The organism is Ancylobacter dichloromethanicus, assembly GCF_018390645.1.
Lineage (GTDB): Bacteria > Pseudomonadota > Alphaproteobacteria > Rhizobiales > Xanthobacteraceae > Ancylobacter > Ancylobacter dichloromethanicus.
The window spans coordinates 301,149-314,460 of the sequence record NZ_JAHBGC010000020.1 but is presented as its reverse complement, the minus strand read 5'-3'; the positions used below and the strand labels follow the sequence as shown (position 1 = coordinate 314,460).

Below are 13,312 nucleotides of genomic sequence, written 5' to 3'. Positions count from 1 at the left end.
ATGGCGCGGTGCCCGGTCCTCGCCACGGACAGATGAAACCCGCCGGAGCGATCCGGCGGGTTTTGCTTTGCGGGCGGGCGGAAAACCCGTGGTTCAGCCGAAGCTGGACAGCGCCGGGAACGTCTCCAGCAGCCAGAAGCTCATCTGCGCCATCCAGCCGGAGAGGAAGCCGATGCCGGTCAGCACCAGAAGCGCGCCCATCACCTTCTCGATGATCGGCAGGTAGCGCTTGGCATGGCCGAGCACACCGAGCGCCGGCCGCGCCATCGCCGCCACCGCGAGGAAGGGCACGCCAAGCCCGGCGGAATAGACCGCCAGCAGCCCCGCGCCATGGGTCAGCGTCTGCTCGCTGGCCGCCACCGCGAGGATCGCCGCCAGTACCGGCCCGATGCACGGCGTCCAGCCGAAGGCGAAGGCCAGCCCCATCACATAGGCGCCGAGGAAGGTCGTGGGTGCGTCGACATGCACCCGCTTGGTCCGGGTCATCCAGCCGAACCGCAGGATGCCCAGAAAATGCAGGCCCATCAGCAGGATGGCGACGCCGGCCACCATGGCGAGCTCCTGCGAATAGTAACGCAGATACCCCCCCGCCACCGACGCGCCCGCCCCCAGTGCCACGAATACCGTGGAGAAGCCGGCCACGAACAGCATGGCCGCCCCGAGCGTGCGCCGGGCCGCCGCATCGGTCGGTGCCTTGTGAGTGATCTGGTCGAGGCTCGTTCCGGCGAGGTAGCACAGATAGGGTGGCACCAGCGGCAGCACGCAGGGCGAGGCGAAACTGGCGATGCCGGCCACGAAGGCGGCCGGAAGAGTGACGTCGGCCATGAAATGAGCAACCTTAGCCTTATCCGAGGCTTCCCAATGCACCGCCCTACCGGCTTGTGCAATGCGACGGCTTGGCCTCTACCCGTGATGTGATGCGCCGATTGTGCCGCGCCGTGAACGAGGACCGCATGCGTAACCTGATCACCGACGTCGCCGGCCTCAAGGTCGGAAATGCCACCGACCTCGACCTCGCCTCCGGCGTCACCGTGCTGCTGTTCGACCAGCCGACCGTCGCCTCCGTGGACGTGCGCGGCGGCGGGCCGGGCACCCGCGAGACCGACCTGCTGGCGCCGGACGAAACGGTCGGCGCCATTCACGCCCTCACCCTGTCCGGCGGCTCCGCCTTCGGGCTCGACGCCGCCGGCGGCGTGGCGGCGGCGCTGGCCGAGCGCGGCATCGGCTTTCCCGTCGGCGACGCCCGGGTGCCGATCGTGCCCGGGGCGGTGCTGTTCGATCTCATCAATGGCGGCGATAAGGCGTGGGGCCGCTTCCCGCCCTATCGCGATCTCGGCTACGCCGCCGCGAACGCCGCCGGGCTCGATTTTCCGCTCGGCACGGTGGGGGCCGGAACCGGGGCGACGACGGTGGATCTCAAGGGCGGCCTCGGTTCCGCCTCCATGATGTCGCCGAGCGGCCACATGGTCGGCGCGCTTGTGGCGGTCAATGCCTGCGGCGCCACCAATTTCGCCGGCGGCCCGCATTTCTGGGCGGCGCCGTTCGAACAGGGGGATGAATTTGGCGGTCTAGGCCTGCCTCATCCGCTGCCGCCCTTGCCCGCCCGGCCGGCGCTGAAGGGCCTGCCGCCGGGCGCCAATACCACCATCGCCATCGTCGCCACCGACGCCATTCTCACAAAGGCGCAGTGCAAGCGGGTTGCGGTCATGGCCCATGACGGGTATGCACATGCTATCTGGCCGGTCCATACACCGCTCGATGGCGACACGATCTTCGCCGCGGCCACGAGCATGAAACCCCTCGCCGACCCGATTTTCGACCTAGCGTTGATCGGCGACACCGTGGTTCGAACACTCGCCCGCGCCTGTGCCCGGGCGATTTATGAGGCGGCAGCCCTTCCGCAGGCGGGAACGCTCCCAGCGTGGCGCGACCGCTGGGGCCGTGTGCCATGAACTCCAACTGACGCCCGCCTGAGGGTCAGACAGAGGACGGAACACTGACTATCGACCTTCCCGATTCTTCATCTTCATCTGGCTTTCAAGCGCCTGCCACTTTTCTGTCGTATTTGCAGCCCCGCTTGTCGCATCTGTCCAATCTGCATAGCAGCCATGCGCCGGACACTTCTCTCAATGACGAGGGGAGCGCATGAGCGAGAAACAGCCACGCATCCGGGTTCGGGGACTCACCAAGATCTTTGGCGACGAGGCCGGCACCGCCTTTGAGAGGCTCCGGTCCGGCGAGAGCCGCGCCGAAGTGCAGAACGCCACCGGGGCGGTGATCGGCCTGGACAATGTGAACTTCGATGTCGATGCCGGCGAAATCCTCGTCGTCATGGGCCTCTCGGGTTCCGGCAAGTCGACTTGCCTGCGCTGCATAAACCGGCTGATCGAGCCGACCGACGGCAGCGTCCATATCGACGATATCGACGTCATCGGGCTCGGCGAGCGCGAATTGCTGGAGCTGCGCCGCACCCGGTTCGGCATGGTGTTCCAGCAATTCGCGCTGTTCCCTCACCGCTCCATCCTGCGCAATGTCGAATATGGCCTGGAAATCCAGGGCATGCCGCCGGATGCGCGGCGCGAGAAGGCGCTCGCGGCAATCGAGACGGTGGGGCTGAAGGGCTGGGACCAGCATTTTCCCTCGCAACTCTCCGGCGGCATGCAGCAGCGCGCCGGCCTCGCCCGCGCCCTGGCGCTGGACCCCGACGTGCTGCTGATGGACGAGGCGTTCAGCGCCCTCGACCCGCTGATCCGCCGCGACATGCAGCAGGAACTGGTGGCGCTGCAGAAGCGGCTGAAGAAGACCATCGTCTTCGTCAGCCACGATCTCGACGAGGCTATCGCGCTCGGCGGGCGGATCGTGCTGATGAAGGACGGCGGCGTCGTGCAGGAAGGCACCGCCGCGGATTTCCTCGCCAACCCGGCAGACGAGTATGTGCGCCGCTTCGTCGAGCATATCGACGTGCTCGGCGTGGTCACCGCCGGCGATGCCATGCGTCCCCCGTCGGCGGTAAGGCCCTGGCAGAGCACCGCCGAGGAGGCGCTGGCCATTCTCACCCAGTCGGGCGAGCCGGTCGTGACCGTGGTCTGCGAGCAGGGCCGCTTCCAGGGCACGGTCGACGCCGACACGCTGAAGGGTGCCGGGACCACGGCCCTGCGCCTGCTGCTCAGCGACCGCAGTGCCTATGTCCCCTTCACCGCCACGCTCAACGAAGCGGTCGCACGGCTCGCCTCCGGCCGTGGCGAGATCGCCGTTACCGGCCCGGACGGCACGCTTGCCGGCGTCATCGCCAATGCCGACCTCGTCGCCGCCCTGGCGCGGCGCCGGCCCACGACCGCGCATTGAGGGGGAATTGACGATGGACCTGTACATCCCGCGCATCCCCCTCGCCGAATGGTGCGATATCGCGCTCAATTGGGCGACGGAGCACTTTTCCGGCGTCACCCGCGCCATGAGCGCGGTTGTCGGCACCGCCATCGAATCGACGACCGACTTTCTCGTCGGCCTGCCGCCCTGGCTGGTGATTCTCGCCTGCGGGCTGCTGGTGTGGCGGCTGACCAATGCCCGCATCGCCATCGGCACGATGCTCGGCTTCGCCTTCCTGTGGAACCTCGAACTGTGGCGCGCCACGCTGCAGTCGCTCGTGCTGGTGCTGGTCTCGACGGCGTTCGCGCTCGCCATCGGCATTCCGATCGGCATCTCGGCGGCGCTCAGCAAGCGGTTCTGGCGCATCGTCGGGCCGGGGCTCGACATGATGCAGACCATGCCGAGCTTCGTCTATCTGATCCCGGCCATCCCGTTCTTCGGCCTGGGCGCGGTGTCGGCCTGCTTCGCCACCATCGTCTTCGCCATGCCGCCGACCATTCGCCTGACCGCGCTCGGCATCATGCAGACGCCGGCCGAACTGGTGGAGGCGGCGGACGCCTTCGGCTCCAGCCGCTGGCAGAAACTGTTCAAGATCCAGCTTCCCCTCGCCATCCCGACCATCATGGCCGGCGTCAACCAGACCATCATGCTGGCGCTGTCGATGGTCGTGATCGCCGCCATGATCGGCGCCGGCGGCCTCGGCGGCGAGGTGTGGCGGGCGATCCAGCGGCTGGAGGCGGGCCAGGGTTTCCAGGCCGGCATCGCCATCGTGGTGCTGGCCGTCATCCTCGACCGCATCACCCAGCACATCGCCCACCACATGCGGCGCGACCGCCAGCAGGGCTGAACCTTCGCCCCCGGGGAGCGGGGCAACGCCTCCGCTTCCGACCATCCCCACCGAGATTGGAGCAAGCGACATGTCATTCCTGGCAAAATTCCTGAAGACGGCGGCCGTCGCCGCCACCACGCTCGGCCTTGCCGCCGGTGCGGCGCAGGCCGAAAAGAAGGACCTCACCATCGCCTATGTCGAATGGTCCGACACCGTGGTCGCCACCAACATCGTCAAGACGGTGCTCGAGGACGCCGGCTACAAGGTCAAGATCGTGCCGCTGTCCGGCGCGGCGATGTGGCAGGCCGTCGCCACCGGCGAGGCCGACGCGATGGTCGCCGGCTGGCTGCCGGCGACGCACGAAGCCTACTACGCCAAGCTGAAGGACAAGGTGGTCAATCTCGGCCCCAACCTCTCCGGCGCCAAGATCGGCTGGGCCGTGCCGACCTATGTCGACATCGCCTCGATCGAGGACATCAAGAAGGACCCGGCTAAGTTCGACGGCAAGGTCATCGGCATCGATCCCGGTGCGGGCCTGATGAAGGCGTCCGAGACGGCGATCAAGGAATATGATCTGCCGGTGACCCTGGTCGAGGGCTCGGACGCCACCATGGTCGCCGCGCTCAAGGACGCCTATGCCAAGAAAGAGCCGATCGTCATCACCACCTGGACGCCGCACTGGATGTTCGCCGAGTGGGACCTGAAGTACCTGGCTGATCCCAAGAACGTGTTCGGCGGCGAGGAGACGGTCAACACCATCGTCTCGACCAAGCTGAAGGAAGAGGCGCCCGAGGCCTACAAGATCCTCGACAACTTCAACCTGTCGCTGGACGACGAGCAGAAGGTGATGGTCGAGAACAACAAGCCCGGCGCCGATCCGGCCGCCACCGCCAAGGCCTGGGTCGCGGCGAACAAGGCCAAGGTCGACGCCTGGATGAAGTGACCCGCGGCCCTGTGGCCGAAAGCATGGGATCGGCGTGCTGAAGCCGATGCGGGCCAGCGGTTCTGCCGCCTGCCCTCCCGGACGGCCCGTGCCGGACATGCTCCGGCGCGGGAAATCCTTCTACTGGGCGGCCGGATCGTTTCGGCCGCCCTTTTTCGTCCCCGGATCGTTGCCGCGGTTCAGGCTCAGGGGCAGGGCTCCCAGAAGCCCTGCGTGCGCTGCGGATTGGTGTAGTACCAGCAATAGTTCGGCTGCGGCGGCGGACCGGCCAGATTGGCGGCCGCGACCCCGGTGAGGAAGCCGAGCGCCGCGCCGGCCGCGACGGCGCCGCCGGGCGGCCAGTAGGGACGCGGATTGACGACAACCACGCCGCCCCCGCGCGGCACCGGGCCGTAATAGCGGCCGGGCCCGTAATAATGGCCGGGGCTCCGGCCCCAGGCGGCCGCGCAGCCGCGTTCGCCACACCCGGCGGCGCGCCACGCGCTCGCTTCCTGCACCGTGCCGACCAGGCCGGCCATCGACAGCACCGCCAGCCCGGCGAGCATGCTCTTTCGGATCATGTTCATCCCCTTCTCAGAATCACGCCCCAGGGCGCCACCTCGGGCGCAGCGGAGTCGCGGTGGTAAGGGGACGCCTTTTCCGGCGACGCGGCAACACGCTTCTTCCGCAAGGTCCGCTCCCGCGCGCGGCAGCCGGCATCCGCGTGCCCTCGCCTGTTTCCGCCGGACCGCTGATTAAACTACGAATAATTACAAAATACGTTCTGTATCAATAAGTTAGAGTCATTCTTCGTTCTTTCCGCGACGGAACGATGCTATCGCACGGCCGTGGGTCGAGGTTCGGAAACCCTCCGACACATTTCCCAGGAGAGTGCACATGAGACGCGCCGTATTCCCCGTGATTCTCGCGGCGACGGTGAGCCTGCCGGCGATGGCCGACCCGCGCGGGATTTCCCCCGCCTCGGTGGAAGCCACGCTCGGCAGCGTGGGCGAGGAAGGCTTCGGCAGCTTCGACCTGTTCCTTCCGATGCTCGGCGACAATGACCGGCTGCTGTTCCTCGACGCCCGCGCCAGCTTCGGCAGCGAGCAGGAGATCGAACAGGGCTCGCTCGGCATCGGCTACCGGTTCCGGCACGACAATGGCTGGGTCTATGGGATCAACGGCTATTTCGACTATCTCAACAGCCAGTACGACAATGGCTTCACCCAGCTCGGCCTCGGCGTGGAAGCGTTGAGCCAGGATTGGGAACTGCGCGCCAATGGCTACCTCCCGGTCGGCGACATCGAGGCGGCGCTGGCCAGCGCCAACGCCGCGCTGGTGGAGGCCGGCCGGCTGATCTTCCGCGCCGGCGAGGAAACCGCGATGCAGGGGTTCGACGGCGAGATCGGCTACCGCCTGCCCTTCCTCACCCCCGACGATCTCACCCAGATCAAGATCTTCGCCGGCGGCTACTGGTACACGGGCGAGGATGTCGAGGACGTGCCGGGCGTCTCCGCCCGCGTGGAACTCTCCCGCGCCGGCCTCCCCGCCTTCGGCAATGGCTCGCGGCTGACCCTCATCGCCGGGCTGACCCATGACGAGCAGTACGACACGCAGGGCATCTTCCTCGCCCGCCTGCGCGTGCCGCTCGGCGACACGTCGGCGCAGGCGCCCTATGACCCGCTCTATCGCCGGGTCGAGCGCTCGGACGCGATCCGCACCCATGTCGGCGCCACCGGCGCGGCCGAAGCGGCGGTCTACACCGAGACCGGCACCGTCGCCGGCCGGGTGGTCGCGATCGGCGCCGCCGACGACGCCGGCACTGTCAATGCGCGGCTGGCGACGGCGGGTGAAGGCGCGCTGGTGCTCGCCTCCGGCACGGTGGACGTCGATTCCACCGTCTCGCTCGGCGCCGGCCAGTTCCTGCTCGGCGGCGGCGGCGCGCTCACCGTGCGCGGCGCGGTGAGCGGCGGCACGGCGGTGTTCCGCAACGCCCTGCCGGCGGCGACGCTGAACGGCACCGACCCGCTCGACGACGTGCTCTCCCTCGATGGCGACCGCAGCGCGGTGGCGGCGCTGTCCATTCGCGGCGGCCGTTCCGGCGTGGTGGCGGAAGGCGTCTCCGGCATCGTGATGCGCGATCTCGACATTGCCGGCACCGCCGAGCACGGCATCTCGCTGGAGAACGTCGCCGGCGCCACGATCGGCACCACCCGCATCCACGATCTCGCCTTCTGTGAGGACAACACGGAATGCGAATGGTCGATCTTCAACCCCAATGTGGTGCGCAATGCCGGCATCGCCGCGCTGGCGGTGGAGGACCTGACCATTCGCGACGTGGCGATGGAGAATGTCACCTACGGCCTGTTCGTCGGCAGCGAGTATGAGGAGATCGACTGGGAGAATGTCGTCACCGGCCAGAGCGGCAACCTCAAGGTCGACAACCTCTCCATCGTCAACAGCCGCCGCGAGGGCATCCTGCTCGTCGGCGTCGAGGGCGCCGCGCTGCGCTCGATCGCCATCGACAATTCCGCTCTGGACCGCTCGATGGACCTGATCGTGCTGCAGAAGACCGCGCATGCCACGCTTGACGACCTCACGCTCAAGGGCGGCATCAACGGGCTGATGTTCGCGTCCTCCTTCAACCTGCCGGGCGAGACCACTGACATCGCGGTCTCCAACGCCTTCATCGAGGACACCTATCGGTCCGGCATCTTCATGAACCCGTCGAGCGACATCCGCTTCGCCAACGTCACCATCGTCAATCCCGGCAGCTATGGCGTGTATTTCTATGGCGACGCCTATGGCTTCGCCGGCGGGCCGGTGACCGGCGTCAGCTTCACCGATGTGGAGGTGATCGGCAGCGGAAGCTCCGCCGTCTATGTCTCGGGCCCGATCCAGGACATTTCCGGCGACATCGCCACCACCGACGTTCCCACCCCCTGCTCGGCCGATGCCGGCGCGTGGTCCGGCACCGAGCTGACCCAGACCGGCGGACAGGTCTTCGCCATCGGCGGCGCCCCCGTCCCGGCCGGCACGCTCTCGGCCTCCTGCGGCCTGTAGGTCCCTCGCGGGCCGGGACGGCATTGCCGCCCCGGCCCCTTGATGCTACGCCCCGGCAAACAGCCGGAGCCCCGCGCCATGACCACACGCCCGCTGATCATTTCCCCCTCCATCCTCGCCTGCGATTTCGCGCGCTTCGGCGAGGAAGTGCGCGCGGTCGACACCGCCGGGGCGGACTGGATCCATATCGACGTGATGGACGGGCATTTCGTGCCCAACATCTCCTTCGGCCCGGACGTGGTGAAGGCGGTCCGCGCCTTCTCCGCCAAGCCCTTCGACGTGCATCTGATGATCGCGCCGGCCGACCCCTATCTCGAAGCCTTCGCCAAGGCCGGCGCCGACCACATCACCGTCCATGCCGAGGCCGGGCCGCACCTGCACCGCTCGCTGCAGGCGATCCGCGCGCTGGGCAAGCAGGCCGGCGTCGCGATCAATCCCGCCACGCCAGCCAGCGCGGTGGAGAACGTGCTCGACCTGATCGACGTCGTCATCGTGATGACGGTGAACCCCGGCTTCGGCGGCCAGGCCTTCATTCCCTCCGTCATGGACAAGGTGGCCCAGCTCTCCGCCCTGATCGGCGAGCGGCCGATCCATATCGAGATCGACGGCGGCGTGACCCGCGACACCGCCGCCGCCTGCATCAAGGCCGGCGCCAATGCGCTGGTGGCGGGCTCAGCGGTGTTCAAGGGCGGCGCCGACGCCTATGCCGGCAACATCGACGCCATCCGCAGCGCCGCCCTGCGGGCGCGCGGCGAACTGGTGTGAACCGGCCGGCGGGCAACGGCGCCGGTTTGTCGTCTTGACGGCGATCTGCTAGAGCGCGGGCAACCCTGTCGCTTGCCGAAAGAGCCGCCCGTGATCCCGCGCTATACCCGCCCCGAAATGGCTGCCATCTGGGAGCCGCAGACCCGCTTCCGCATCTGGTTCGAGATCGAGGCGCACGCCACCGACGCGCTGGCCGAGCTGGGCGTGGTGCCGAAGGAAGCGGCGGCGAAGATCTGGGAGATGGCGAAGGACGCCACCTTCGACGTCGACCGCATCGACGAGATCGAGGCCGTCACCAAGCACGACGTCATCGCCTTCCTCACCCATCTCGCCGAAATCGTCGGCCCCGAGGCGCGCTTCGTCCATCAGGGCATGACCTCCTCCGACGTGCTCGACACCTGCCTCTCGGTGCAGTTGGTGCGCGCCGCCGACATCCTCATCAAGGACGTCGACCGGCTGCTGGCGGCGCTGGAAGCCCGCGCCTTCGAGCACAAGCTCACCCCCACCATCGGCCGTTCGCATGGCATCCATGCCGAGCCGACCACCTTCGGCCTGAAGCTGGCCCAGGCCCATGCCGAGTTTCAGCGCAACCGTGCCCGCCTTGTCGCGGCGCGCGAGGAAGTGGCGACCTGCGCCATTTCCGGCGCCGTCGGCACCTTCGCGCAGATCGACCCGCGCGTGGAAGAGCATGTCGCCGCCAAGATGGGGCTGACGGTCGAGCCGGTCTCGACCCAGGTCATCCCGCGCGACCGCCACGCCGCCTATTTCGCCGCGCTCGGCGTCGTCGCCTCCTCGATGGAGCGGGTGGCGATCGAGATCCGCCATCTCCAGCGCACCGAGGTGCTGGAAGCGGAGGAGTTCTTCTCCGCCGGCCAGAAGGGCTCCTCGGCCATGCCGCACAAGCGCAACCCGGTGCTGACCGAGAACATCACCGGCCTCGCCCGGCTGGTGCGCGGCATGGTCACGCCGGCGCTGGAAAATGTGGCGCTCTGGCACGAGCGCGACATCTCGCATTCCTCGGTGGAGCGGATGATCGGCCCCGACGCGACGGTGACGCTGGACTTCGCGCTGAACCGGCTGGCCGGCGTCATCGAGAAGCTGGTCGTCTACCCCGAGACCATGCAGAAGAACCTCGACCGCCTCGGCGGGCTGGTGCATTCCCAGCGCGTTCTGCTGGCGCTGACGCAGAAGGGCGCGAGCCGCGAGGACGCCTATCGCCTGGTGCAACGCAACGCCATGCCGGTCTGGCGCGGCGAGGGCGAATTCCAGAAGCTGCTGACCGCCGACCCGGATGTGCGCCAGTACCTGTCCGAGGAAGAGATCGCCGAGAAGTTCGACCTCGGCTACCACCTCAAGCATGTCGACACGATCTTCAACCGCGTGTTCGGCCGCAGTTGAACCCCTAAAACGAAAAGAGGCCGGAGCAGCTCCGGCCTCTCTCGCTAGCGAAATAGCGGGCGCTCAGCGCCAGCCGCCGCGACCACCGAAGCCACGTCCGCCGCCGAAACCGCCGCCGCGGACGATAATCGGGCGTGGACCCATGCCGGGACGACCGCCCCACCCGGGACGCCCTCCCCAACCCGGACGGCCGGGGCGCGGGCCCCAACCAGGACGCGGCCCCCAAACCGGGCGCGGACCCCAGCCGGGACGCGGGCGCCAACCGGGCCTCGGCCCCCAGCCCGGGCGCGGACCCCAGCCCGGGCGCCCACCCCACCAGACCGGGCGCGGGCGCCAGCCCGGGCCGTAATAGCCCCAGCCGGGACCGGGGCCGTAATAGCCGCCACCCCAACCCGGACCCCAGGCGGAACCGGCCACCGCGCCGAGCGCGAAGGCCCCGACGCCGAGCGCCACATCGTCGGCGACATAGTTGGGACCGACCATCACGGTCTGGTTTCCGCCGGCGAGATAGCTGGCGCTCACCCAGCCGCCGGCCGCCTGGCACCAATTGCCCCGGCAGCCGCCGACAGCGACCCGGGTACCACCCGGCAATGTGCGGATGACACGATAATTTGTCCCCGGGCCGCTGCGCACGTTCAGATCGCGCGTCACCACGGCCGCCGAAGCGGCGCTGAACGCCGCCCCGCTGACGAGAAGACTGGCGGCCAGCGCCAGCGACTTGATGAGTTTCATGCAAACCTCCCTGCGGGAGCGCCTTGAGTGCCACGTTGCCCGGCGGCCCCGACCGAATTCTATTCTCGATATCAATCGAATCCGGCGAAATTGGTTGCATTACCTAACAGCGGGAAACGCGGGACCCCGCCGTGCCGGGCTCGCTACCCGGGCGTCTCGGTGCGCGGTTCTCGGCGCCGCTGTTGGCGCGCGTGTCTCAAAGGGCGGGAGAGGTCAGCCGGGCGCTCCAGCCACATCGCTGCCGGCGCAGCGCCACTCGCCGCTGCGTCACGGTCGGGCTCACGGCGGGCCGCAGGGCACGGCGCCGCCCGCCGGCACACGGCGAGAAGGCACTCTAAGAGGGTCGAGCCGGGGCAGCGCGCCCGGCTCGATGCTCACCGAAGGCTGTGGGTCAGCCTTCCGTCCTCAGCGTCTCGATCGCCGCCGCCAGCAGTTCATCCATGGTGCGGCGGATGCGATGCTCGGAAACGTCGATGGACTTGGCGTCGAAATCCGCCCTCAGCTTGCGGTAGACGTCTTCCTCGCCGGCCTCTTCGAGGTCGGCGGCAACGACGGACGCGGCATAGGCGGTCGCCTCTTCGCCGGTCAGGCCGAGCTTCTCCGCCGCCCACAGGCCAAGTGCCCGGTTGCGACGGGCCAGCGCCTTGAAGCGCAGGTTCTGGTCGTGGGCGTACTTGGCTTCGAACGCATCTTCGCGGTCGTCGAACGTGCTCATGTGATCGCCCCGTGTCTCGCTAATGCGCGGCTTGATTATCGCGACGCCGTCCCCAAATCAACGCCTCGACACGTCGCTCGCCGCCCCTACGTCAATGTGACGCTTATCGGCGGCTGGCGCCGGAGAGCGGCGCGAGCGCACGGGAAGGCTGCGACGCCATCGCTTGCGGCGCCGTTTGTATCCGCCCCCCCGATGGGCTAGTGTCCGCGCGTGGGTGTCAGCACCAATGCGAGACGAATCGTCAGAGCGCCGAGAATTCGCGCAGACGTGCGGCGCCCCCAGCCGTGAACCCGGAACCGGAGCCCCGGCATCCTAATGGACTTCCTCAACCGACGGTACCCACCCATGAGCCGCCGCCGCCGCATTTATGAAGGTAAGGCGAAGGTCCTCTATGAAGGCCCTGAGCCCGGCACCCTGATCCAGCACTTCAAGGACGACGCCACCGCCTTCAACAACAAGAAGCACGACGTCATCGACGGCAAGGGCGTGCTGAACAACCGAATCTCGGAATATGTCTTCCTGAGACTGAACGAGATCGGTGTCCCCACGCATTTCATCAAGCGGCTGAACATGCGCGAGCAGCTCATCCGCGAGGTCGAGATCATCCCGCTGGAAGTCGTCGTGCGCAATGTCGCCGCCGGCTCGCTGTCGACCCGTCTCGGCATCGAAGAGGGCACCCAGCTGCCGCGCTCGATCATCGAGTTCTACTACAAGAACGACGCGCTCAACGACCCGCTGGTCTCGGAAGAGCACATCACCGCGTTCGGCTGGGCCACCACCCAGGAAATCGACGACATCATCGCCCTGGCGATACGCGTCAACGACTTCCTGTCCGGCCTCTTCCTCGGCGTCGGCATCCGTCTTGTGGACTTCAAGATGGAATGCGGCCGCCTGTGGGAAAACGACATGATGCGCATCGTCGTCGCCGACGAGATCAGCCCGGATTCGTGCCGGCTGTGGGACATCAAGTCGAACGACAAGCTCGACAAGGACCGCTTCCGCCGCGACCTGGGCGGGCTGGTCGAAGCTTATTCGGAAGTCGCCCGTCGCCTCGGCATCATGTCCGAGAACGAGCGCGTCCAGACCGGCGGCCCGGTTCTGGTGAAGTCCGAGCCCGAGGAGTGAGATTGCCGGATACGAAATGCGCTGCCCTCGGGTCAGCCATTCCGCATTCCAGCATTGAGCCGTTCGCGGCCAAATGGTAGGCGGGGGCCTCAAAGCCCCCGTTTCTGTTTTTCCGATGCTTCCGTCGCACGAACGTCCCCGAGAGTGATTCCATGAAGGCGCGCGTCCTCGTCACCCTGAAATCCGCCGTGCTCGACCCGCAGGGCAAGGCCATCGAGGGCGCCCTGCGCTCGCTCGGCGTACCCGGCGTCTCCAGCGTCCGCCAGGGCAAGGTGTTCGACGTCGAGATGGAGACCAGCGACCCGGCCAAGGCCGAGGCGACGCTCAAGGACGCCTGCGAGAAGCTGCTCGCCAATACGGTGATCGAAACCTACCGCATCGAGCTGGTGGGCTGAGG

13 protein-coding genes are annotated in these 13,312 nt (G+C 67.8%); 9 read left to right on the top strand and 4 right to left on the bottom strand.

Annotated elements, in window-relative coordinates; translation table 11 throughout:
* Window positions 1-93: 93 nt before the first annotated feature.
* Window positions 94-825 (bottom strand): cytochrome c biogenesis CcdA family protein, encoded by a 732-nt coding sequence (locus KHC23_RS10145; protein WP_213372097.1) that lies wholly within the window; start codon window positions 823-825, stop codon window positions 94-96.
* Between the two features lie 128 nt (window positions 826-953).
* Between KHC23_RS10145 and KHC23_RS10140 the strand changes: the two genes are divergently transcribed.
* The 4 genes from KHC23_RS10140 (at window position 954) to KHC23_RS10125 (ending at window position 5,138) form a co-directional block, all read left to right on the top strand.
* Window positions 954-1,952 carry a P1 family peptidase gene (locus tag KHC23_RS10140; protein ID WP_213372095.1) on the top strand — a complete coding sequence of 333 codons (999 nt, stop codon included), beginning with the start codon at window positions 954-956 and terminating at the stop codon, window positions 1,950-1,952.
* A gap of 193 nt (window positions 1,953-2,145) precedes the next feature.
* A complete protein-coding gene (locus KHC23_RS10135; protein ID WP_213372093.1) occupies window positions 2,146-3,345 on the top strand; it encodes a quaternary amine ABC transporter ATP-binding protein in 1,200 nt (399 codons plus the stop codon).
* 13 nt (window positions 3,346-3,358) lie between these two features.
* The gene (locus tag KHC23_RS10130) at window positions 3,359-4,213 is read left to right on the top strand and encodes an ABC transporter permease (RefSeq protein ID WP_213372091.1); all 855 of its coding nucleotides are present in this window, start codon (window positions 3,359-3,361) and stop codon (window positions 4,211-4,213) included.
* Window positions 4,214-4,283: 70 nt separating this feature from the next.
* Window positions 4,284-5,138, top strand: coding sequence for a glycine betaine ABC transporter substrate-binding protein (locus tag KHC23_RS10125; RefSeq protein WP_213372089.1), 855 nt, complete (start codon window positions 4,284-4,286; stop codon window positions 5,136-5,138).
* A 185-nt stretch (window positions 5,139-5,323) separates the two neighbouring features.
* Here the strand turns inward: KHC23_RS10125 and KHC23_RS10120 are convergent, their stop codons facing one another.
* On the bottom strand, window positions 5,324-5,698 hold the full coding sequence (locus tag KHC23_RS10120; protein WP_213372086.1) for a hypothetical protein: 375 nt from the start codon (window positions 5,696-5,698) through the stop codon (window positions 5,324-5,326).
* 316 nt (window positions 5,699-6,014) lie between these two features.
* Between KHC23_RS10120 and KHC23_RS10115 the strand changes: the two genes are divergently transcribed.
* From KHC23_RS10115 to purB, 3 genes are all read left to right on the top strand, one after another.
* Entirely contained in the window at window positions 6,015-8,180 is a 2,166-nt protein-coding gene (locus KHC23_RS10115; RefSeq protein WP_213372084.1) for an inverse autotransporter beta domain-containing protein, read from the top strand.
* Between the two features lie 78 nt (window positions 8,181-8,258).
* Window positions 8,259-8,945, top strand: a complete 687-nt coding sequence (gene rpe / locus KHC23_RS10110) for a ribulose-phosphate 3-epimerase (RefSeq protein WP_213372082.1) — start codon at window positions 8,259-8,261, stop codon at window positions 8,943-8,945.
* Between the two features lie 90 nt (window positions 8,946-9,035).
* Window positions 9,036-10,343, top strand: coding sequence for an adenylosuccinate lyase (gene purB, locus KHC23_RS10105; protein ID WP_213372080.1), 1,308 nt, complete (start codon window positions 9,036-9,038; stop codon window positions 10,341-10,343).
* A 63-nt stretch (window positions 10,344-10,406) separates the two neighbouring features.
* On the opposite strand, the gene KHC23_RS10100 is transcribed toward purB, so the two are convergent.
* Together KHC23_RS10100 and KHC23_RS10095 are read right to left on the bottom strand one after the other, a co-directional pair.
* The gene (locus KHC23_RS10100) at window positions 10,407-11,075 is read right to left on the bottom strand and encodes an SH3 domain-containing protein (protein ID WP_213372078.1); all 669 of its coding nucleotides are present in this window, start codon (window positions 11,073-11,075) and stop codon (window positions 10,407-10,409) included.
* Window positions 11,076-11,466: 391 nt separating this feature from the next.
* Entirely contained in the window at window positions 11,467-11,790 is a 324-nt protein-coding gene (locus KHC23_RS10095) for a DUF1476 domain-containing protein (protein ID WP_213372076.1), read from the bottom strand.
* Window positions 11,791-12,105: 315 nt separating this feature from the next.
* On the opposite strand from KHC23_RS10095, the gene purC reads away from it, so the two are divergent.
* Window positions 12,106-12,915, top strand: a complete 810-nt coding sequence (gene purC, locus KHC23_RS10090; protein ID WP_213372075.1) for a phosphoribosylaminoimidazolesuccinocarboxamide synthase — start codon at window positions 12,106-12,108, stop codon at window positions 12,913-12,915.
* 152 nt (window positions 12,916-13,067) lie between these two features.
* The gene (purS, locus tag KHC23_RS10085; protein ID WP_213372072.1) at window positions 13,068-13,310 is read left to right on the top strand and encodes a phosphoribosylformylglycinamidine synthase subunit PurS; all 243 of its coding nucleotides are present in this window, start codon (window positions 13,068-13,070) and stop codon (window positions 13,308-13,310) included.
* Window positions 13,311-13,312 lie beyond the last annotated feature (2 nt).

Excerpts from the sequence above, each read along its gene's own strand:
- rpe (WP_213372082.1), top strand. The coding sequence starts at position 8,259 with ATGACCACACGCCCGCTGATCATTTCCCCCTCCATCCTCGCCTGCGAT.
- KHC23_RS10130 (WP_213372091.1), top strand. The coding sequence starts at position 3,359 with ATGGACCTGTACATCCCGCGCATCCCCCTCGCCGAATGGTGCGATATC.
- KHC23_RS10145 (WP_213372097.1), bottom strand. The coding sequence starts at position 825 with ATGGCCGACGTCACTCTTCCGGCCGCCTTCGTGGCCGGCATCGCCAGT.
- KHC23_RS10120 (WP_213372086.1), bottom strand. The coding sequence starts at position 5,698 with ATGATCCGAAAGAGCATGCTCGCCGGGCTGGCGGTGCTGTCGATGGCC.
- purC (WP_213372075.1), top strand. The coding sequence starts at position 12,106 with ATGGACTTCCTCAACCGACGGTACCCACCCATGAGCCGCCGCCGCCGC.
- KHC23_RS10100 (WP_213372078.1), bottom strand. The coding sequence starts at position 11,075 with ATGAAACTCATCAAGTCGCTGGCGCTGGCCGCCAGTCTTCTCGTCAGC.
- KHC23_RS10115 (WP_213372084.1), top strand. The coding sequence starts at position 6,015 with ATGAGACGCGCCGTATTCCCCGTGATTCTCGCGGCGACGGTGAGCCTG.
- KHC23_RS10095 (WP_213372076.1), bottom strand. The coding sequence starts at position 11,790 with ATGAGCACGTTCGACGACCGCGAAGATGCGTTCGAAGCCAAGTACGCC.
- KHC23_RS10140 (WP_213372095.1), top strand. The coding sequence starts at position 954 with ATGCGTAACCTGATCACCGACGTCGCCGGCCTCAAGGTCGGAAATGCC.
- KHC23_RS10125 (WP_213372089.1), top strand. The coding sequence starts at position 4,284 with ATGTCATTCCTGGCAAAATTCCTGAAGACGGCGGCCGTCGCCGCCACC.
- KHC23_RS10135 (WP_213372093.1), top strand. The coding sequence starts at position 2,146 with ATGAGCGAGAAACAGCCACGCATCCGGGTTCGGGGACTCACCAAGATC.
- purS (WP_213372072.1), top strand. The coding sequence starts at position 13,068 with ATGAAGGCGCGCGTCCTCGTCACCCTGAAATCCGCCGTGCTCGACCCG.